22 protein-coding genes and 1 pseudogene are annotated in these 20605 nt (G+C 61.2%); 12 read left to right on the top strand and 11 right to left on the bottom strand.

The window, feature by feature from the left end; genetic code table 11:
- The gene (locus BJ928_RS20885; protein ID WP_047630892.1) at window positions 1–231 is read left to right on the top strand and encodes a DUF2274 domain-containing protein; all 231 of its coding nucleotides are present in this window, start codon (window positions 1–3) and stop codon (window positions 229–231) included.
- 180 nt (window positions 232–411) lie between these two features.
- Here BJ928_RS20885 and BJ928_RS20880 read toward each other — a convergent pair whose 3' ends face one another.
- From BJ928_RS20880 to BJ928_RS20870, 3 genes are read right to left on the bottom strand one after another with little or no spacing between them, the layout of a single operon-like run.
- Complete coding sequence (locus BJ928_RS20880) at window positions 412–1458, bottom strand: LysR family transcriptional regulator (RefSeq protein ID WP_082011835.1); 1047 nt, start codon at window positions 1456–1458, stop codon at window positions 412–414.
- Window positions 1403–2731 (bottom strand): ATP-binding protein, encoded by a 1329-nt coding sequence (locus BJ928_RS20875; RefSeq protein ID WP_348628244.1) that lies wholly within the window; start codon window positions 2729–2731, stop codon window positions 1403–1405. Before BJ928_RS20875 ends, BJ928_RS20880 begins: the two co-directional genes overlap by 56 nt.
- 56 nt (window positions 2732–2787) lie before the next feature.
- Window positions 2788–3453, bottom strand: coding sequence for a winged helix-turn-helix domain-containing protein (locus BJ928_RS20870; RefSeq protein WP_047630895.1), 666 nt, complete (start codon window positions 3451–3453; stop codon window positions 2788–2790).
- A gap of 134 nt (window positions 3454–3587) precedes the next feature.
- On the opposite strand from BJ928_RS20870, the gene BJ928_RS20865 reads away from it, so the two are divergent.
- Window positions 3588–4235, top strand: a complete 648-nt coding sequence (locus tag BJ928_RS20865; RefSeq protein WP_047631121.1) for a DsbA family protein — start codon at window positions 3588–3590, stop codon at window positions 4233–4235.
- A gap of 67 nt (window positions 4236–4302) precedes the next feature.
- On the opposite strand, the gene BJ928_RS20860 is transcribed toward BJ928_RS20865, so the two are convergent.
- A complete protein-coding gene (locus tag BJ928_RS20860; RefSeq protein ID WP_052227640.1) occupies window positions 4303–5568 on the bottom strand; it encodes an FAD/NAD(P)-binding oxidoreductase in 1266 nt (421 codons plus the stop codon).
- Between the two features lie 170 nt (window positions 5569–5738).
- Here BJ928_RS20860 and BJ928_RS20855 point away from each other — a divergent pair, with 170 nt between their 5' ends.
- The 10 genes and pseudogenes from BJ928_RS20855 to BJ928_RS20810 all read left to right on the top strand — a co-directional run bounded on the left by BJ928_RS20855 (window position 5739) and on the right by BJ928_RS20810 (window position 13066).
- Window positions 5739–6185, top strand: a complete 447-nt coding sequence (locus BJ928_RS20855; RefSeq protein WP_052227630.1) for a TIGR01244 family sulfur transferase — start codon at window positions 5739–5741, stop codon at window positions 6183–6185.
- On the top strand, window positions 6182–6850 hold the full coding sequence (locus tag BJ928_RS20850) for a peroxiredoxin (RefSeq protein ID WP_047630897.1): 669 nt from the start codon (window positions 6182–6184) through the stop codon (window positions 6848–6850). Before BJ928_RS20855 ends, BJ928_RS20850 begins: the two co-directional genes overlap by 4 nt.
- Window positions 6850–7749: pseudogene (locus BJ928_RS20845) on the top strand (MBL fold metallo-hydrolase); the annotation flags it as partial. The gene BJ928_RS20850 and the pseudogene BJ928_RS20845, both read left to right, overlap by 1 nt.
- A 5-nt stretch (window positions 7750–7754) precedes the next feature.
- Window positions 7755–8213 (top strand): metalloregulator ArsR/SmtB family transcription factor, encoded by a 459-nt coding sequence (locus BJ928_RS20840; protein ID WP_047630900.1) that lies wholly within the window; start codon window positions 7755–7757, stop codon window positions 8211–8213.
- A gap of 4 nt (window positions 8214–8217) precedes the next feature.
- On the top strand, window positions 8218–8664 hold the full coding sequence (locus BJ928_RS20835) for a YeeE/YedE family protein (protein WP_047630902.1): 447 nt from the start codon (window positions 8218–8220) through the stop codon (window positions 8662–8664).
- Entirely contained in the window at window positions 8661–9104 is a 444-nt protein-coding gene (locus BJ928_RS20830; protein ID WP_047630903.1) for a YeeE/YedE family protein, read from the top strand. The genes BJ928_RS20835 and BJ928_RS20830 overlap by 4 nt, the downstream gene beginning before the upstream one ends.
- A complete protein-coding gene (locus BJ928_RS20825) occupies window positions 9101–9880 on the top strand; it encodes a sulfite exporter TauE/SafE family protein (protein WP_047630905.1) in 780 nt (259 codons plus the stop codon). Before BJ928_RS20830 ends, BJ928_RS20825 begins: the two co-directional genes overlap by 4 nt.
- Window positions 9881–9988: 108 nt before the next feature.
- Window positions 9989–11440, top strand: a complete 1452-nt coding sequence (locus BJ928_RS20820) for a bifunctional metallophosphatase/5'-nucleotidase (protein WP_245432442.1) — start codon at window positions 9989–9991, stop codon at window positions 11438–11440.
- A gap of 43 nt (window positions 11441–11483) precedes the next feature.
- Window positions 11484–12578, top strand: a complete 1095-nt coding sequence (locus BJ928_RS20815) for a c-type cytochrome (RefSeq protein WP_052227631.1) — start codon at window positions 11484–11486, stop codon at window positions 12576–12578.
- A 26-nt stretch (window positions 12579–12604) separates the two neighbouring features.
- Window positions 12605–13066: a DsrE family protein gene (locus tag BJ928_RS20810; protein WP_047630907.1), complete on the top strand. Its 462-nt coding sequence runs from the start codon at window positions 12605–12607 to the stop codon at window positions 13064–13066.
- An 87-nt stretch (window positions 13067–13153) separates the two neighbouring features.
- Here BJ928_RS20810 and BJ928_RS20805 read toward each other — a convergent pair whose 3' ends face one another.
- The 7 genes from BJ928_RS20805 to BJ928_RS20775 form a co-directional block, all read right to left on the bottom strand.
- Window positions 13154–13645 carry a DUF2938 domain-containing protein gene (locus tag BJ928_RS20805; protein WP_047630909.1) on the bottom strand — a complete coding sequence of 164 codons (492 nt, stop codon included), beginning with the start codon at window positions 13643–13645 and terminating at the stop codon, window positions 13154–13156.
- Window positions 13646–13693: 48 nt separating this feature from the next.
- Window positions 13694–14647 carry a LysR family transcriptional regulator gene (locus BJ928_RS20800; protein WP_147413924.1) on the bottom strand — a complete coding sequence of 318 codons (954 nt, stop codon included), beginning with the start codon at window positions 14645–14647 and terminating at the stop codon, window positions 13694–13696.
- Window positions 14648–14717: 70 nt separating this feature from the next.
- On the bottom strand, window positions 14718–15356 hold the full coding sequence (locus BJ928_RS20795; RefSeq protein ID WP_047630913.1) for a carboxymuconolactone decarboxylase family protein: 639 nt from the start codon (window positions 15354–15356) through the stop codon (window positions 14718–14720).
- Window positions 15357–15390: 34 nt separating this feature from the next.
- A complete protein-coding gene (locus tag BJ928_RS20790; protein WP_047630915.1) occupies window positions 15391–16872 on the bottom strand; it encodes an efflux transporter outer membrane subunit in 1482 nt (493 codons plus the stop codon).
- The gene (locus tag BJ928_RS20785; protein WP_082011836.1) at window positions 16869–17873 is read right to left on the bottom strand and encodes an HlyD family secretion protein; all 1005 of its coding nucleotides are present in this window, start codon (window positions 17871–17873) and stop codon (window positions 16869–16871) included. The genes BJ928_RS20790 and BJ928_RS20785 overlap by 4 nt, the downstream gene beginning before the upstream one ends.
- Window positions 17870–18097 (bottom strand): DUF1656 domain-containing protein, encoded by a 228-nt coding sequence (locus BJ928_RS20780; RefSeq protein ID WP_047630916.1) that lies wholly within the window; start codon window positions 18095–18097, stop codon window positions 17870–17872. Before BJ928_RS20780 ends, BJ928_RS20785 begins: the two co-directional genes overlap by 4 nt.
- Window positions 18094–20130 (bottom strand): FUSC family protein, encoded by a 2037-nt coding sequence (locus tag BJ928_RS20775; protein WP_047630917.1) that lies wholly within the window; start codon window positions 20128–20130, stop codon window positions 18094–18096. Before BJ928_RS20775 ends, BJ928_RS20780 begins: the two co-directional genes overlap by 4 nt.
- Window positions 20131–20605 lie beyond the last annotated feature (475 nt).

The raw sequence follows: 20605 nt of genomic DNA, 5'->3' as shown, positions 1-20605 counted from the left end.
ATGACCAAGCTGAAGCTCGGGGCGATTGTGGATGACAAGCCCATCAAGGTAACAGTGGAACTGCCTGCGCCTGTGCATCGGGATCTCGTTGCCTATGCTGAGATTCTGGCCCGCGAAACGGGGCAGCCGGTTACCGATCCGGCGAAGCTGATCGCACCGATGGTTCAGCGCTTCATCGCCACCGATCGCGGTTTCGCCCGCGCGCGTCGGGCGCATTCAGGACTCAGCTAGAGCACAAGCCGCCACGCGAGGGACGTCGCCGATCCGTGATGGCCGATGTCGGCGTGGCGATGAACACCGGCACGCAGGCGGCGCGCGAGGCCGGCAACATGGTCGATCTCGACAGCGATCCGACCAAGCCCGCGTAGCGCGATCCGTCGAAAAATGAGGCACTCGCTCCGCAGGCCTATGTCAGCCCTTCGATAATTTAGCGTTCACGCTTCTCGCAGCACGGGCTTCCCCGATTGGACACCCGGCCGTTGAGCAGGCCACCGTCAGAGCCAACTTGGTGCGCGCGATCGCCAAGAATTTCTTTAAGGCAGGATTGGAGTTTCGCTTTAGCCAGACCGCGCTGGTCAGCAAAGTATCGCCGGTATCCAGGGCGCGAACCGCAATCCCGGCATTGCTATTGTCCGCCACGGACGTCCGTCCTAATGAAACGCCGTAGTTAGACGCGACCAACTGCAAAACGTCCTCCTGGCAGATCTCCTGAATATCAAGCCGTGGGAGACATCCCAGCTCAGAGAAGCGGCAAAGCAGACGGTCCCGCATCTCAGAACCAGTGCCTCCAGCGGAGAGGATAAACCGCTCATCACGCAGCACCGACCACGAGATCGAGTCCGCTGCAGACAATGTATGCGACTTCGGCAACAGCAGCGAAATTGTCTCGGACCATAGTTTCAGGGTCGCCAGTCCAGGGTGCATCGGCTCGCCCGCCATGATGGCGACATCGATTTGCGCAGACTGAATATCCATCAACAATTGCTCAGGCGGCCGGCACACGAATCCCACACAGAGGCTGGGATAGCGCGCTCGGAACACGGTCAGCAGGCCCTGATAAAAAGCGGATGCAAACGGCGTCGTCGTGCCAATCCGCAACTTTCCATTTCGTGCCTCACGAACCGCCGTAACCTGCTCGACGGCCTGGAGGATTCGGTCAGTACCTTCTCTGGCATCCAGCAAGAACTTTCGGCCCACATCTGTGAGCTTGCTGCCGAAATGATCGCGCTCGAAGAGTAGAATGCCTAGGCGGCTTTCTAAAAGCGCGATGCGGCGTCCGACAACAGACTGATGCACACCGAGATAATCTGCCGCCCGCCGCAGGCTGCCGTGCTCCGCTACAAGCATCGCGTACCTGAGATATCTCAGGTCTAGAGAGAGATCCGACACTTGCATCGTCCGATTATGGATGCTGTTGCATGTTGAAAATTCGCCCACTTCCAGCGAGAAGGCTCTCATCAAACCGCAGTTCGGCCCGCAATCCTCCCTCAATGCGATTTTCCAGATTCAGTTCGGCCCCAATCCGTTCTAATGCCAGGTCGGCGATCGCCAGACCCAAACCGCTTCCCATCAGCGCCTTGTTGCGACCGCGGAAAAAGCGATCGCGTACCCTTGGCAACTCGTCTTCCGGAATGCCTGGGCCGCAATCGTCGATCATGATGACGATAGATCTCTTGTCTTTTTGCAGGCTGCACCGAACAGGTAGATCGCGTGGAGAATGCAAAACCGCGTTCTCGAGCAAATTGCGTGCGCTCATCATGAATAGCGAAGGATTAACGCTAAGCCTCACAGGCTCTAGCTCCGCACAGATCAGAACACGCGAAGTTCTCGGATAATGCTGCTCGATATCATCAGCTAGAATCTGCAACGCGCCGCCAATACTCACTCCGCCTTCCTCGTGCCGGAGTTCACCGCTTTCTGCATTGGTGAGGTCCGTGAGTTGTCGCACCAATCGGGCAGTCCGATCCACGCCGAGAACAATCTGCCGAAGAGCATTCTCGCGGATTGCTTTGTCGTCGCTGCCAAGCGCCACCTGTGCCTGGGTTTTCAGCCCAGCGATCGGCGTGCGCAATTCGTGCGCGGCAAACGCCGTGAAGTCGCGCTCATGCGCGCGAACGGCGCTGACCCGATCGAAGAGCCCATTAAGCGAACGGATGACCGGCTTGATTTCCGAAGGCGCGTCCGCGTCGGGCAAGGCGCTGAGATCCGATGCCGGCCGTGTCGCCAACGCCCTTGCCATGGCGTTCAAGGGCGCGAGGCCTTTCCTAACGCTCAACCAGAGCAGACCGGCCAAGATCGGTAAGACGAGAAGCGCCGGAAGCGCAAGACCACGGATGACATCTGCGACCAGCTGATCGCGGACGCGCATGTTATCACCGACCAACACACGCATGCCGAGATCGCGGTTGATCACAGCATAGACGCGCCAGGTCTCGCCTCCAACCACGGTCTCGGAGAAACCGTCTCTGCTGTCTGTGAGCGGTGCTGCGGGTGCCGCATCGGATCGGCCGACGAGCGTGCCGTCCAGCGCCCAAATCTGACACGAAAGTTGGCGTTCATATGAAGCGTGTGTCGTCGTTCCGAGCGCCGGCATCTGCGCCGCACGCCTTGGGTCGATCTCCTGGCTCGTGATGAGCGAACTCACCATGCGCGCCGCTTCGATCAGGCGTGCGTCAAGCACGCGCTCCACCTCCGCACGCGTGCTGAGATAGATCCAGACGATCGCAGACATCCAGACAACGCCCGTCGTGATCATCAGGATGAAGAACAAGCGAGCGCGGATCGACGTCATGCGCTGTCCTCGCCCAGCCGGTATCCGATGCCGCGCACCGTCTGGATCGTGGCGCTGCCAAGTTTGGCCCGTAGATGATGAACGTGAACCTCGACCGTATTGCTCTCGACATCCTCCTGCCAGCCGTACAGCTTCTCCTCGAGCTGTGCTTTCGAAAGGATTTGTCCTGGCCGGTCCATGAGAGCGTGAAGGATGGTGAACTCTCGCCGGGAGAGGCGTACCGGCTCGCCGGCACGTGTCACGATCATGGTTCCAGGCTCGAGCGTGATGCCGCGCCAGGTCAGGATCGGGCAGGCCCGGCCCGCAGCACGCCGGATCAGGGCACGCACCCTCGCTGCGACTTCATCGAGATCGAAAGGTTTCCCGAGATAGTCATCGGCGCCAGCATCGAGGCCAGTGATACGATCGTGGACAGCGTCGCGCGCCGTTAGGAGAAGAACTGGCGTCATCTGGTTTCGTCTGCGCAACGACATGAGCACGTCGAGGCCGGAGCCGTCCGGCAGCATGAGATCGAGAACCACCGCGTCGAACGTCGTTGAACGAAGCGCTGCATCCGCATCACCACAGGCGGCCACGGCGTCGACCGTAAAGCCGGCGAGCGAGAGGCCGACCTGTAGTCCGTTCATCAAGACGGCGTCGTCCTCGACAACCAATATTCTCATCGGCTCTCCTCCGACGGTGGCCGAACGAAGGGGTCGAGCTCCAGACTTAAGGCAGCCTTAAGGTGCGCACCAAAGATGCCGGTTATGCGCCGGGCGCGGCCCGATGCTCGCCAAGACGTAACAGGAGCCTGATGATGCCTTTGCTTAACCGCCGCACCGTGATTTCTGCGCTCGGAGTAGCGGCAGTCCTCGTCCCCATTTCGGCGCGACTTGCAATCGGCCAGGATGCCGGTGCCGCGAGTATCACCAGGGAAATGATCCTCAACGATCCCGATGCGCCGATCGGCGGCAATCCGAAGGGCGATGTCACCATCGTCGCCTATCTCGACTACAATTGCCCCTTCTGCAAAAAGTCGACGCCCGACCTGGACCGCATCGTCAAGGAGGATGGAAAGATTCGACTGGTCTACAAGGACTGGCCGATCCTCTTCCCGACGTCGATCTACGGCGCGCAGCTTGCGCTCGCCGCCAAATATCAAGGAAAATACGAGGTCGCCCACCATGCCTTGATGGGTATTCCCGGTCACGGCATCAGCGAGACGGCGATGCTGGCCGCAATCAAAGCGGCTGGCATCGACATGACACGGCTTCAAGCGGACATGAAGGCCCACGCTGCCGATATCGAGGCGCTGATCAAGCGTAACATGGCGCAGGGGGATGCGATGGGATTCTCGGGCACGCCGACATTTCTGGTCGGCCCGTTTCAGACATCCACTCTTGACTACAAAGGGTTCAAACAAGTCGTTGCCGACGCGCGAGCGCGGCAATCCGGCAAGAAATGAGGGGTCGAGGGGCGGCGGCTTTGAGCCATTGGTCTGGCGGTGGAGCGTCGGGAGGCTCGACATGGCCTCACCAGCCACGCTCGCGATGTTTGATGTCGAAGGTGCGCCCCTTGAACATGTGACTCCAATAGAGCCAGGGCAGCAGCTTCGTTTTCAGGTACCACATGCTGCGCCGAGGCACGCGCGGATCGAGCGGGAAGCTCGGCGTGACCTTACCGCCGTAGGCGAACTCGGCGAGCACGATCTTGCCATATGCGATGGTCAGCGGGCATGATCCATAGCCATCATAGGCGTGCGTCAGCGCTTCCCCTTTCATCGCCGCGATCAGATTGTGAACGACGATCGGCGCCTGGATCCGGACGGCCGCGGCCGTCTTGGCGTTGCTTGTCGAGGCCGCGTCACCAAGCGCGAAGACATTCTCGTAGCGGACATGGCGCAACGTCGCCTGGTCGACATCAATCCATCCGTCGGCATTGGCAAGCGGGCTTTCCCGCACCACGTCGAGACCGGTCTGCGGCGGCACGACATGGATGAGATCGAAGCGCTTGGTCACTTCGCTTGTAGTCCCGTGTTCGTCGGTCGCGGTGAAGATCGCGATCTTAGCCGGTCCGTCGATCGCCTTGAGATTGTGACGGTAGTTTACCTTGATTCCGTAGCCATCCACCGCCCGCTGCAACGGCGGCACGAAAAAAGGCACTCCGAACAGCGCCTCGCCGGCAAGGCAAAACTCTAACTTCGACTCGGAAAGCCTGCCTTTGCTGCGCAGGTGGTCGGCCATCAGATAGAGGATCTTCTGCGGGGCTCCTGCGCATTTGATCGGCATCGCCGGCTGAGTGAACAGCGCTGTCCCGCCACGGAAGTCCTGAATGAGCCGCCAGGAGTATTCGGCCGTATCGGCCCGATAGTTGCTGCAAACGCCGTTCTTGCCCAGCGTATCGTTCAGTCCTTCAATTCTCGCCCAATCAAGCTTGAGCCCAGGGCAAGCGAGGAGCCAGGCATAGCGCACCGTTCGCCCATCGCTCAGGCGCACATGGTTCTCGTCAGGCAGAAACTGCGCCACCGCTGCCTTGATCCAGGCGACGCCCTTCGGGATCAGTGTCTCCTCGCGGCGTTCGGTTTGCTTTCTTGTGAAGGTGCCTGCGCCGACCAGGGTCCAGCCCGGCTGATAGGAATGCGACTCGGAAGGCTCGACGATCGCAATGTCGAGTTGTGGCTGAAGCCGCTTCAATTCGGCCGCCACGGTAATGCCGGCCGCGCCGCCGCCAACGATCAGAATAGAGTGAGCGAGTTCAGCTGGCTCGATGCCTGCTGTCTTTTGTCTGGGATCGTTCATTGATGCTTCCTCCGAGGCGCCCGAGGCATCCCGCGTGGCGGACGGATCGGACATGGGTTGCAGCCAGGGCTGAACTGAATCTGTTCACTTGCATAAAATACCATATGACATATATCTTGAATCGTCTAAATATGTAAGTGAGAGCCAGCTTCGCTTCAAGGAGCGCGTCTATGATCGTCATCGCCGTCACCCGGAAGCTCTGGGTCATGCGCCAGCCAGACGTGTGGGAGTTTGCCGACCTTGCCGGCCGGGGCTTCACGACGGTCATCAACAACAGGCCTGACGGCGAAGATGTGGCCCAGCCAGGCTCCGAGGCCGAAGAGCGCGCGGCTCATGAGGCCGGCCTCGGTTATGTGCATCTCCCGGTCACTAGCACCGGCATGACGCAAACGGATGCCCGCCGCTTTCAAGAAGCAATTGACGCCGCGCCAGGCCCGGTCATCGCGCATTGCCGCTCGGGTGCGCGCTCCTTCTTTCTCTGGATCATGACGGGCGAACTGGAAGGCAAGCGCGACGACGAAGTGCTGGCGCTCGCCAACGAGCTCCATCTCGACCCCAACGCTGTCGCGGCAAAGATCGCAGCCCGCAGGCATCTTTCCGCCGGAGAACATACATGATCGACGATACCCTCGACCGGCCTGCAGCGCCTGTCTCGAATCCAGGGCCGTTGCTGATCGGCAGCCCCGCGCCGCGCTTTTCGACCCGCACGACCATGGGCGATCGCTCGCTCGATGATTATCGCGGCCGCTGGCTGGTGTTCTTCTCCCACCCCGCCGACTTCACCCCAGTCTGCACGAGCGAGTTCATCGCGTTTTCCAAGCTCTATCCGGAGTTCAGAGCACTCGACTGCGATCTGCTGGCGCTGTCGGTCGACAGCCTATTCTCGCACATCGCTTGGGTGCGCTCGATCAAGGAGCGGTTTGGCGTCGCCGTGCCGTTTCCGATCACCGAGGATCCATCAATGGCAATCGCGGCTGCCTACGGGATGATCCATCCCGACGCTCATGATGCGTCAACCGTCCGCGCCACCTTCGTTATCGATCCGGACGGCATCATCCGGGCCATGGTCTGGTATCCGATGTCCATTGGCCGATCAGTCGCGGAGATATTTCGCCTCGTCCAGGCGCTCCAGACCTCCGATAAGGAGGCCGCGTCAACGCCGGAAGGTTGGCACCCCGGCGACGACCTCATCGAACCCGCACCGCTGACCATAGAAGGCGCGGAGGAGCCGTCGCCAAGCGCGGACGCGCCCGACTGGTATTACCGCGTGAGAAAATCGTGAGCCACTTTATGAAACAACAGGCCCTCATCAAACCGGACGTCAAGGCATTCTACGAGCACCTGACCTCCAGCATCCAGTATGTCGTCTCCGATCCAGTGACGCGCCAATGCGCCATCATCGATCCTGTGCTCGATTTCGACGAGAAGTCGGGCTCGACCTCGACACGGAGCGCGGATGCGATCCTTGAGTACATCCGCGGCACCGGCCTGACCGTCGCATGGATCCTCGACACGCATCCCCATGCCGATCATTTCTCCGCGGCTCAGTATCTGAAGGACAAGACCGGCGCTCCGACTGCAATCGGCGAACATGTCACCGACGTTCAGGCGCTATGGAGAGACATCTATAACTTGCCGTCCCTTCCGGTTGACGGCTCGCAATGGGACCGTCTCTTCAAGGACGGCGAGACCTTCAGCATCGGCCATCTGCAAGCCCGCGTGCTGTTCTCGCCAGGCCATACATTGGCCTCGATCACTTACGTGATCGGTGACGCGGCCTTCGTCCACGACACCATGTTCATGCCGGATGGCGGCACGGCGCGGGCAGACTTCCCCGGCGGGGACGCTGCTGTTCTGTGGCGGACCATCCAGGCCATTCTGTCGCTGTCCGATGAAACCCGCCTCTTTACCGGCCATGATTATCAGCCGGACGGACGCGAAGCACGCTGGGAAAGCACGGTCAGGGAGCAAAAACGGCTCAATCCGCATCTGGCGGGCAAGACAGAGGCAGAATTCGTGGCGCTGCGCCGGGCGCGCGACCGGACGCTCCCAATGCCCAAGCTGATCCTGCACGCTCTGCAGGTGAACATTGCCGGCGGGCGGCTCCCGGAGCCGGAAGCCAACGGCACCCGCTACCTTAAATTTCCACTCAATGCGCTGACCGGCTCGGCCTGGGAGTAACGGCGATGAAGCCCCCTAATGACTGCGCCACAAACGTAACACGCGAGAAGGCAACCGCTGCATCCGAGTTCATGAAGCGGCTAGCCAATCCAACGCGGCTGATGATCGCCTGCGCACTCGTCGAGGGAGAGCGCTCGGTGGGTGATCTGGAAACGGCACTTGGCCTCAAGCAGCCCGCGCTGTCGCAGCAGCTCGCCGAGCTGCGCGATGCCGGCATCGTCGAGAGCCGGCGCGAGGTGAAGCAGGTCTTCTACCGCTTGGCAGATCCGCGCGCCGTCGCGCTGATTGCGACCCTGCATCAGATTTTCTGCGGGGAAGAACTGGATTTGTCGTCCGTGACGAAAGCTGCCGCATCGCTTGCGAAGCAGTCCGCGAACCTGGCGCCGTTGGTGGCGGCACCCTCACTCCGTCGCTCGCCGGAAGCCGCACGTTTCGCCCGCGTCTCCTCGCCCAAAGCAGGCTAAGAGGATGGATGACGCAGTGTTTTCCGCGATCTCGTTCCCCTATTCTTCCTCACTGCTTGGCGGCGCGCTGATAGGCGCGTCCGCTGCCGTTTTGCTTTTGCTCAACGGCCGCATCGCGGGCATCAGCGGCATCGTCGGCGCGCTCTTCCAGAAACCCGATGCACGGTTCTTCACCAATTTGGCCTTTGTCGCCGGACTGGTTCTCGGACCCATCGGATATCTCATCATGTTCGGCGCCTGGCCGACTGTCCGAATCGAGACATCGACGGCGCTGCTCATCCTCGCAGGCCTGCTCGTTGGCTTCGGGACGCGCATGGGGTCCGGCTGCACTTCGGGTCATGGTGTCGTCGGTCTCGCCCGCCTGTCGCCGCGATCCATGGCCGCGGTCGCGACATTTCTCGCGATGGCAATGTTGACGGTATTCCTGATGCGGATCGGCGGTGTCGCATGACATCGCTGTTGCGCGCACTGACCGCTCTTCTCTCCGGGTCGATCTTCGGATTCGGATTGTCGCTCTCGGGCATGCTCGATCCCGCCCGGGTGCGCGGATTCCTGGATATCACCGGGAAATGGGATCCGAGCCTCGTCTTCGTGCTCGGCGGTGCGGTGATCGTCGCCGCCATCGCCTACCAGGTTTCCCAGTTCGTCGTTCGCCCACTCCTCGACGATCGTTTTCATCTGCCTCGGAAGACCACGATCGACCGGCGTCTAATCCTGGGCTCGGCGATTTTCGGGATCGGCTGGGGTATTGCCGGCTTCTGCCCCGGACCGGCGGTCGCCTCGCTGGCGCTTGGGCTAGTGCCGGCCGGCCTGTTTGTCATCGCCATGCTGATCGGAATGATCCTTCACGATCGTCTCATCGCCCAGTGGGTGGGGAAGGCCAACTCATGATCGGCAATATGGGCGCCGCGCTTGCGTCCGGCGCAGCTGTGGGCTTCTCGCTCGGTCTTGTTGGTGGCGGCGGATCGATCCTGGCGACGCCGTTGCTGCTCTATGTCGTTGGGGTCTCGCAGCCGCATATCGCGATCGGCACGGGCGCGCTCGCCGTCTCGGTCAACGCGTTCGCCAATTTCGCCGGGCATGCGCGTGCCGGCAATGTCCGCTGGCGCTGCGCAATTGTCTTCGCCGTGATCGGCACCGTAGGTGCGCTCGCAGGCTCCACTCTCGGCAAGCTCGTCGATGGCGATCACCTGCTCTTCGTGTTCGGGCTCCTTATGTTGTCGGTCGCCGGGATGATGTTGAGGCGACGCCGGGAGAATGCGGCTCCCGAGCGCCCCGCCGATCTCAGGACCTGCCTCATCACAGCCGCGGTGTCGTTCTCGGCCGGTCTGGCGTCTGGCTTTTTCGGCATCGGGGGCGGCTTTCTGATCGTTCCTGGCCTGCTCCTCGCTACCCGTATGCCGATGATCAAGGCGGTCGGGTCCTCTCTGCTCGCCGTAGCCTGCTTCGGACTCGCGACGGCCATCAACTATTCGCTTTCGGGTCTCGTCGATTGGCCGGTCGCTGCTGAATTTATCGGCGGAGGCATCATCGGCGGTTTCATCGGCATGACGCTCGCCAATCGCCTGTCCACGCAGAAGAACACGTTGAACCGCATCCTTGCCGTCCTGATCTTCATCGTCGCTCTCTACGTTCTCTATCGCAGCGGAATGACGCTGATCGGGTGATACGGGCAGGCCCGAGCCTACGCCGTACCTTAAGACTGCCTTAAGCTCACGGGCCAAGCTTCCCGGTAAACGGACAGGTCATTGCCGAGTATGGCCGGAGGAGCGGGTATGATGTCTCACAGGACGCGCAGGTTAACGATCCTGCAGATCAACGATACGCACGGCTACCTCGAGCCGCACCCGGAATTGGTCTGGCACGGCCGTACTCCGTCCTTCCCCACGCTCGGCGGTTACGCCCGCATTGCTTCCCTCTTCAAGGCCGTTCGCCTCGATCGCCCCAACGCCGTGCTGGTCCTCGACAATGGCGATACGTTTCACGGGACATATCCCGCCGTTTCCTCGAAAGGCGAGGCGCTCGTGCCGCTCGCCAACGCTCTTGGCCTCGATGCGATGACCGCGCACTGGGAATTCGCGTGGGGACCAGCTCATTTCCAGGATCTGGTCACCCGACTGAACTATCCGATGCTGGCGATCAATTGTTACCAGGTGGACACCGGCAAGCGTCCCTTTCCCTCCTCCCATATCGTGGAACATGGGGGATTGCGGATCGGGGTGATCGGAATCGCGGCGACGATCCTCGACAAAACCATGCCGCCGCAATTCAGCACGGGCCTGAGGTTCACCATCGGAGATGAGGAGCTGCCAGCCGAAATCCATCGGTTACGCCATCACCTCAGCGTCGATCTGATCGTCGTCCTATCCCATCTTGGATTGCCGCAGGATATCAAGCTTGCCGGAACAGTCGGAGGCATCGATGTCCTCCTCAGCGGGCATACGCATGATCGGCTTGAAACCCCGATCACGGTCAACGGCACAGTGATTATCCAGTCGGGCTGCCATGGCGCATTCATTGGGCGGCTCGATCTCTCGGTGTTGAAAGGCGAGGTCACAGTCGAAAGTCACCAGCTTATTCCGGTAGACGATGGCATCGTGGCCGACCCGGACATGCAGCAAATGGTCGATGAGGTGATGGCGCCGTATCGCGCTACGCTGAATGCGCGCGTCGGTCATTCCACAGACGACCTTCACCGCAACACCATTTTCGATTGTCCGATGGACGATCTTCTCCAGGCAGCAATCACGCGAGCAGCGGGTCTCGACATCGGCTTCTCGAACGGCTGGCGCTACGGCGCCCCCATTCCGGCTGGCCCGATCCGCGAGAACGATTTGTGGAACATCATACCCGTCAATCCTCCGGTATCGACCGTCGATCTCACCGGTGCGGAGATCGTCGCGATGATGGAGGAAAACCTCGAACGCACCTTCTCCGCCGATCCGTATGGACAGATGAGCGGCTATGTGAAGCGCTTCAGCGGCATGACGGTCTTTGCCAAAATCGAGAACCCCAAGGGGCAGCGTATCGAACACCTGTTCGTGGGGGACAATAAAATCGATCCAACGGCAACGTATCGGGCGGCCTTCGTGACGGCGCAGGGCGTGCCCGCGCGCTACGGCCGCAATCGCCAACAGCTGCCGATGACCGCGATCGAGGCGCTTCGAACCCATCTCGCGACAGGCCCCAAGCCTGACTTTGTCGCCGGGCGGGTGATCTGCGTTTGACCTCGTACACCGATGCAGACAACGAGAAACGGAGGAAAGTGCCATGAACTGGCGAAACGCAACAAAGATCGTCGCCGGGACAGCGGCCGGGATCATATTCGTGATGACTTTGAGCTATTTAGGCAAACATGGCTTCGGCGCAGTGGGGCCGACCGCAGCTCAAACTACCACCTCACAAACCGCCAAGACCGCCGTTTCGCAAAGCACGACCACAGTGGCCGCCTCCAATTCTGACAGTTGGTCCGTTCCCGACATCGACAAGCTTCCCGACGATCCTTGGGGCCGTACCGTGCGGATGGGCCGAGACCTCACCGTCGAAACTTACAAACATATCGGCCCGGAGGCCGCCGATCCCCAGAAGCGGTATGCCGGCAGCAACATGTCCTGTCAGAGCTGTCACCTGGAGGCCGGAACCAAGCCGTATGCGTTGCCTTTCGTCGGTGTGTTCGCCGATTTCCCACAATATCGTGCGCGCGAAGGCGAAGTCGGCACGCTTGAAGATCGCATCAATGGCTGCATGACCCGCAGTCTGAACGGTCGACCCTTGCCGGTTGAATCCGACGAGATGAAAGCCTTCGTCGCCTATATCAAGTTTCTCTCGACCGGCCGTCCGATCGGCGGCAAGACCCCGGGACGCGGCTCGGGCGAGATGGCCGAACTGTCGCGCGCGGCCGACCCGAAGGCCGGCGCGCAGGTATTCGCCGACAATTGCGCCGCCTGCCACGGCGCTGATGGCCAGGGCAAGCGGATCGGCGTTGTCGGCGATGCCAAGGGCTACGAGTTCCCACCGCTGTGGGGATCAGGAAGCTTCAACAATGGCGCCGGCATGGGCCGTCTGATCTCGGCGGCGAACTTTATCCGCTCAAACATGCCGAACGGCACGACGCACGACCAGCCGCTCCTGACGCCGGAGCAAGCCTGGGATGTCGCCGCTTACGTTGAATCGATGGACCGGCCGCAAAAGAAGGATGTCGACAAGGATTATCCAGTCCGCACAGAGAAGGCCGTCGATGCCGGGTATGGCCCGTATGCGGACGGACTGCCGCAGGACCAACACAAATACGGTCCGTTCCAACCGATCCGTGACAAGCTGAAGGCCATGAAACCCGCCCCTGCTGGCGAGAAGTCAAAGCCGTAGATACTTCAGTATTAGGGAGAAATCCGATGAATCGATCATTAAAGACACTGCTCATCGCAGGAATGCTCTTGCTGACATGGAGCTCATTCAATGCGAACGCTGCCCCGGCCGGCTATTATACCGACCAGAAGGTTGTCTATCACAACGATGGAGGTGCACCTGACAACGCCACTTATTTCAAGCGGATGCTGAACAGCATAAATAACCATGTCGCGGCAGTTGGACGGGATCATATCGAGATCCGCGTGGTCAATCACGGCAGTGGTCTTGATCTCTTCCAGCTGGCCAATGACGACAAGGATCTCGCCAGACAGGTCGATGTGCTACGGGGCGAAGGCGTACGCTTCCTCATCTGTGCCAACACCTTGAGGGAGCGTAAAATCGATTGGCATCAGCTCTACGGCGTCTCGCAAGACGATATCGTTCCGAGCGGCGTGGCCGAACTGGCACGCCTCGAGCAAATGGGCTTTGTCTATATCCATCTTTGAACGGTGGCGGCAGCCGACCGAGCCGTTCGACAAAATATGCCACGCGCGCAAAGAGTCGCTGGCGGCGAACGAGCCCGGCGAAACCACTTATGATGAGACTTTCGACGTCAAGCGGGCGGATAGGTACAAACCAAAGCCGAACATGCAATGGCCGACAAGCTGCACGATCCGGATGGTATTCACGTTTGGCGCCTTCGCGCTGGCGATGCCGAACCCCATTGCCGGCGCCATGATGAACCATCCGGCGCCGATTGCGACCACACCGACGATGAGCGCCGGAAGCAGAGTGGGGCGGCGCGCCCAATTCAAGCCCCAGATAGCAAGCAGCACGCCAGCGTAGACGATGCCGATCAGATAATGGACGGTCCATCCGACAACCGTCTCATAGGGCATCGCCTGTGCCGCGGCGATGTTGTCATGCGTGAACTGCCCAATCATCATGTGGCTGAACCAGCGGCCGGCCATGGTCCAGTTCGATCCAGGCAGCCCGAAAAGCCCGACCAACAGGCGTCCCCATATGTCGTACACCGCCGTCGCGCCGACGCCGATCACAATGCTTCGATAAATATATTCTTTCATGAGTTCAGAAGTCCTCGGGTTTTTCTCGCGCCTGTCCGGCCGACGAAATCAAGTTGATAGGAGTTGAGGCGCTTTCTCGAGAATCTTGCCGAGCAGGCCGATGATGGACGTGACGAGTTCGGGCCGGTCATCCTTGCGCCAGCTTATGAGAAACGGCGAAGTTGAACCGGGTTCGCCCAGTTGCCGATAACAGACATCGCTTCGCATCCGCTGAACCACGGCAGGCACGATGCAGATGCCATACTCGGCCGCCACAAGACCGAGCGCCACCTGCAGCTCGCTCGCCTCGATCACGTCCTTGGGGCGAAAACCGCGCGTCGCGAAAAGCGCCTGCAGCGAGCTGGGCAAATGAGGCGGTTCACCGGCGGGATATTGGATGAACGTTTGCTCCAGAAGATCTTGCAGCTGAAGCGGTGCGGGCGCGGCCCCGGCCAACGCGTGCCCGATCGGAAGCGCCACAAAGAGCGATTCCTCCCGCACGAGCATTTGAGCGACGTCCGGCTCAACCACTCGCATCCGGCCGAATGCTATATCGATCCTGCCCTCCCTGAGGCTGGCGATCAGACCATCCGGAGCCAACTCAAGGAGATCGATATGCAGCCGAGGATTGGCTGCGCGAAGCTCGCGCAGAAGCTCCGGAAAGCGGCTATAGAGAACGGTGGTCTCCACACCAATCCGAACCGGCGGCTGCCCCGTCTTGCCGAGCGACAGCGTGTCCCGCGCCAGCAACTCAACACGGGCGAGGATCTCTTCCGCCCGCTGCCGGAACAATTCCCCGGCAGGAGTCAGGGCCGGTGGCCGGGCCTGACGGTCGATCAGGGGCGTCCCGATCTCCGTTTCCAATTGCCGGAGCTGGCGGCTGAACGGCGGCTGCGCGATATTCACCTCCGCGGCGGCGCGGGTGAAGTTCAAGGTTCTGGCGAAGGCGAGGAAATAGCGAAGCTGCCTGAGTTCCATAGGGGATGTGCCAGTCCGGCCCTCCTTTATTGTGTCGGGGATCAATTAAAGATCTATCATAGCGTTTAGACCGTACATTGGTCTCCCGATATGCAAGGGAGAAGGTTTCTAAGCTTCAGACGTGGGCGATCTGGAGCGCGTTCCACTCCGCGAGGGTGCCGCCTATTCGCGAGGCAATCGCGAGGTGGACGACATCGGCCAGATCGCGATCGCTTGCGCCTGCCTGCTTGGCATCGCGGCTGTGCTTTTCGATGCAGTAGATACAGCGCGAGATCGTGGCGCAGGCGACGGCGATCAGCTCATAATCCCGGGTGCTCAGGCGTGAACCGGAACCGTGGGCCGTGGCGATGCGGTGGATCAGGCTTTTATAGGCCTCAGGGTCAGCCTTCCTGAAATGGTCCATATAGGCGCGGTCCTCAGCCGGATCATGGCTGCCGGAATCGCATCCGTTGGGGTCGGTGAATTTGAAAACGAGCCGGCCATAGGCCGTAGCCGCGCCGGCTTTGAGTTCGCATGCCACGAACACGGCCTCGGCGATCTCGCCGTCGGACGCGACAGCCCGGGCGTGCTCGACGGCCTCCTTCGCCATATCACGGTTCGGGATCGACAGGGCGATGGCGAGGCGGACCAATGCAGTCAGCCGGGGCGTTAGGCTTTCCGCAGCAGTGCGTTGGATGTCGGTTGCGTAGCGGTTCACCGCATCAACGATTTCGGGGCATTGCGTCTGCAGAAAATCGTCGGGATTGGGGGTCATGGCACTTCTCCTTTGGTTGTGACGTGGAAATCGATCATTGCCGGGCACTCACATTGGACCGCGGTGATGCATCCTTGACCGGCTTCGCCGTGGTTTCCCAACCACCGCCAAGCGCAAGAAAGAGGACGACCTGATCGTGAGCAATCTGCGTCCTCATGCTGGCGAGAACAGCCTCGGCGCTGACAAGGGTGCGCTCGGCATCGAGCGTCGCCAGGGCTCCGCTCCGGCCGCCAGCCTGCAACGCCCGCGCGTCGGCGACGGCTCGTGCGGCCTCGTCGCGGGCGGCCACCAGGCTCTTCTGTCGATCAAGATCGTGTGTGTAATTGTTGAGAGCGGTCTCCACCTCCCGCAGAGCGCCGAGGACGATACCGTCGAAGCGGGCAAGCTGGCCCTTCTGTGTGGCCGTGGCCGCAGCGATCCTCGCACGCGGTCCGTTTTGGTTGAACTCCCAGGAAATGCCGGGACCGACGCTCCAGAAGTTGGTCGCGTGGCTCAACATATCATCGACCAGACCCACCGAGCCGATCGAAGCGCCCAGCACGATGCGCGGATAAAGCTCCGCCGTCGCGACGCCGATCTCGGCGGTTCTCGCCGCCAGTTGGCGTTCAGCAACGCGGATATCCGGCCGCCGCCTCAGGAGCGCTGCACCATCACCAACCGGGATCGGGTGACCAAGTAACGGGGCAGCGACGCATCGGGTCAAGTCTGCTTCGAATTCGGAGGGCGGCCTCCCGGTGAGCGTTGCCAGCCGGAACAGCGCATTGCGCCGGCGGGCTTCGATGGCCGGAATGTTGGACTGAATCTGGTCGACCAGCGTCTGCGACCGTGCCAGATCAAGCCGGGTCGCGCGCCCTCCGTCCTTAAGCTGCCGCGTGAGCGCGAGGCTTTGCTGTTGAAGGTTGAGGGATCGATTGGCCGCCGACAGTTCGTTGCCGGCGGAGCAGACATCGAGAAAGGCGGCTGTGACATCGGCTGCGACGCTGACGCGGACCCAGTCACGCGCCGCCTCGACCGCTTCGTCATCAGCCTTCGCTGCCTCGATCCCGCGCCTGATGCGCCCAAAAAGGTCGAGTTCATAGGATGCCGACAGCTTGAGGTTATAAACGTCAGACGGTGTCAGATAAGCGCTGGAGACATATTGCTCCGCCGAAGTCTGCGAACGGCTATACCCAACGTCGAGCCCGAGTTTCGGCTGGCCTTGATATCGCGCTAGGTCCACCATCGCGCGACTGCGCTCCAGATTGGCTTCGGCCACCCTCAGATCAGTGTTCTCGGCCAGCGCCGCGGTAACGAGCCGGTCGAGATCGGAACTGCGATACAGATGCCACCATTGGAAAGGCAGTTCGTCTCCTGTCACGGCCGCCCCGCTTGTGCCGACGAACGGCACTTGCGCGCCAGGGGTGTTGAAGGTCGCTCTGGCGGGTAGATGATAATCGGGACCGACGGTGCATCCTGCCAAAACAGCGGCCGCCAGAAGCGGCGCTATTCTGCCGGCGCGAGAGAGTTGCGCCTTCATGGGTGCTGCCCTCCCGGCCCCGCGCTCCCGTCGACGGCGCCGGAGTTGGGATGGATGATGACGGTGGCAGTGCGTCCGGCGATCAGACGCATGTCAGGCGGCGCGTGATCGATATGGACGCGAACAGGGATACGCTGAGCGAGACGCACCCAGTTGAACGTCGGATTGATATTCGCCAGCAGATTGCTGCTTTGGCTTCGCTCCCGATCGTCGATACCAGGAGAGATGCTCTGGACATGTCCTTCAAGGCGGCGCTCGCTTCCCATGAGCTGAACGCTCACGCGGTCGCCGACATGGATCTTCTCGAGCTTGGTTTCCTCGAAATAGCCGTCGATGTGCAACGAACTAGCATCGGCTATACCAAAAGCCGCATGACCGGCCGTCAGATAGTCCCCAGGCCGGAGACTGACATTGGCTGCAATCCCATCGACGGGCGCAACGACCGTCGTGCGCTCGAGGTTGAGCCGGTCCGTGTTGCGGGCGGCGGTGGCCTGGGCGATCGCGGCTCGGGCTTGGCTCACCGACGCATTGGCCTGAGCCAACGCCGCTTCAAGTTGCCTGACCCGCGCGGTGCCTTGCTCGACCGTCTCGGTCGGCACCAGACCGCCGAGCTTGCGGTTGCGAGCGTCCTCGCGACGCGCCTGGGCAAGAAGTGTCGTCTGCGCCACAACGTCGGCTTGCGCCTTTTCCAATCCGGCCTCAGCAACCTGGAGAGACGCCTGGGCTTGCTGGAGAGATTCCTCGTATCGCTCGCGGTCGATGACGAACAGGGGCTGCCCCTTGTGCACCGACATGTTGTCGACGACGAAAACCTGCGTGACCATGCCTGAAACGTCCGGTGCAACGCTTGCCACGTCGATCCGTATCCGACCGTCCCTTGTCCACGGGTCGACTTGGTAATAGCTCCAGAGCCAGCGGGCTGCGACGACCGCCACCACAATGAGGGCGAGCGTCAACACAACACGGCCGATCGGCGCCAGCAGCGCGGCGGTCGATTTCACAAATATCTCCCAACGATATCGGCCAACACCGGCAGGACTCGTGCTGCCGCGGCCCAAAGAATCGTAAAAATGGCCAGGTCGACCAGGCGGTGGTGCCACACAAGCCGATAAAAGCCCGACCACAGGAAAGCCCGCCTGAGAACGAGCAGAAACAGACCCGCAAAGCAGGCGGCGACGAGCGCGCTGCTGACGTACACGCCATCCAGATTGACCTCGCCAATCATGCTGTTGCGCCTTCCTGCCGATATGCTGACGCATGGGGCGACAGCGTGAGGCGAAGCCGCATAGCGGCACTGACTCCGGCGTGCCGATCGCCGGCATCGGGAAGTTGCAGCATTCCTCTGATGGCCGCGTCGAGGTGATCGACGATATCCGAAGGGACTAGGGCAGTCTGACCGGCGGCGAGCGCGTCGAAATGCGCTGCGAGCTCGGTCAGGACAGTATCGATCTCCCGCTCGGCGCCGGCGCTGACGAGATCGTGGAGCCGGCGGAGTTCGACGATGCCGGTTCCCAGCCTCAGACCACGCAGAACCTCGCGCAGTTCGGGTTCTTCTCCCGTCTGAATGGCCGACAGGCGCGGCAGGAGGAGGCCGACGCGATCAAGCATCCGGCCTGCCCAAAGATTGGCGCTGGGCACCGACCGCGTCTTCGTCAGCGCAGCCAATTCCCTCCAGCCTGCGCGCAGGATGCGACGAACGGCACGCTGGGTCGGGACGACGCGAGCCAGCCCCAGGCCCACGAGCGCGAAGACCGGCCCCAGGAGGAAGGAAAAATAGTTATTCAATACCCCTGGCATGTCCGAGACATAGGTCGATCCCAGGGCGAGCATGGCGGAAAAGGCGACGATCGCGCCCAACGCGCTCACCATGATCTTCGGATAGGTGGAGAGCAGCCCGAGCATGCCCACGACCGGAAACAGCACGACCGCCAGCATGACGAAGCCATCGATCGCCGGAAGAATGGCAAACTGATAAAACAGCGTTACGGGAAGGATGAGAACGGCGCCTGTCAGAAACGCTCGAACAGGCGGCGTGGGATCGTCGGCCACCGCGAACAGCGAGCAGCACATGGCGGCGACAGTGATGGTGAAGGGTGAGCCCTCCCACTGGATTGCGGTCGCGAACGCCGCGATGCCGATGACCGTCAGTCCGGCAACAGCGGCCGAGAGAAGTGCGATGCCTTTGTCGGTGTGAAGCCCGCGCGGTCTCGCGCTGCCAAGCAAACGGGTGATGTCCGAGTCTGGCTGGAGCACCGATGCCTTGACGGCCGTTGCCAGCACCAGACATTCCTTCCAGGTCCCCATCAGTTCGGTCAGTCGATCGGCGAGGCTGACGACCAGCATATCTTCCCAGCCGGATCTGGGATTGAGTGTCGGAATACTCGCTGCAATATTGTTTTCAGCGGCGGCGCTAGCCTTGTCCTTTTCCGCACCGGCTGTGGCTACCCAGTCCGCGACCTGACGCGCCGCAGCCGCCAATTCATCGGTGTAGGATTCGGAATGACGCATTGCTTCGAGCGTGTCCTCCACCGCGGTGACTTGCGGAAGCAGGACTATCAGCCGTTCTTCGAGCGCCCACAGGGCACGCCGCCGTATGAGCGAAAAAGTGCCTTCGAACCGCCAGTCGGCCGCCATGAGGTTCATCTCGGTCAGGCGGCCGGCGACCTGGCTGGGCGCCGGCACGGGCGTCAATGTGCGAAGACCCTCAGCTATCCAGATGCGAGCGTCGGCAATGATCCCGTCGAGCCGCTCGAAAATTGCAACCGAGACGCTGCGCGGAAAGAGGATGCTCTGCACGACCGCTGGAGCAAGCACGCCAATGATAATCTCCTCCGACCGCGCGACGGCGATATCGAAGATCGCTTCGGGGTGGGTCGCAGTCGAAAGACCGACAAGCGCTGCGGTATATCCCGGCAGCATAAACAGATACGAGCGTGGTGAACGATCAAGCAGGCCGAAGAACACGCATAGCGCGATCCAGACTGCGATCGCCAAAATCATCAGTTCAGGCGAATTGACCAGATTGGGCACAAGGATTACGGCAACGATGGCGCCGACAATCGTGCCTGCCGCGCGGTAAAAAGCTTTCGCCCAGATCGCGCCGACGAGCGGCCTCGTCGGCTGAACGATGAAAACCGTCGCCATTGCCCACCACGGATTGGGCAGGTCCAGCGCCAAGGCGACATAGAGAGCGAGAATGACCGCGAGGTAACCGCTGATTGCGAACAGGAGCGCGCGAGGCGAAGGCCGCGCGATCATCTGACTCGACCGACAGTTTCGAGCCAATCCATGGTTCGACGGACCTGCGTCGAATGGCCGTTCGGCCACCGGAGCCCGTTAATCAGATTGAATTGTCCGGAGACGCAATGCCACAGTGCAAGCACGAGGCGCATTGAAGAGCCGTTCGGCGAGCACGGCAGCGAGTTGGCAGTGTAGGACATAGATTAGCGGCTCAACGGGTGAACGGATGCTCCAGATGCGAGAGCCAGGCAGCGCGCCAGCTCGGCACCCCATCTTCGAATTTCGGGCGCGAACCGGTTGCACTGCGTTCTCATGAACTTCCGCAGTTCAGTTTCAAAAAAATGCAGGCACTCCCGCTCGAGCACAGCGACCATGCGAGACACGGAAGCTAAGGGCCCCAGCAATCCTCGATGCACTTCGGAAAATAACCTGCGGGCTAACGGTAACCTCGACCTATCAAGAGGTCTAAGACCGAATTGGTCGCGCGCGGTAC

It is taken from the genome of Rhizobium sp. WW_1, assembly GCF_003610155.1.
Lineage (GTDB): Bacteria > Pseudomonadota > Alphaproteobacteria > Rhizobiales > Rhizobiaceae > Rhizobium > Rhizobium tropici_A.
Note: the sequence above shows the minus strand (reverse complement) of the source record. Positions and strands in the feature narration are given on the sequence as shown.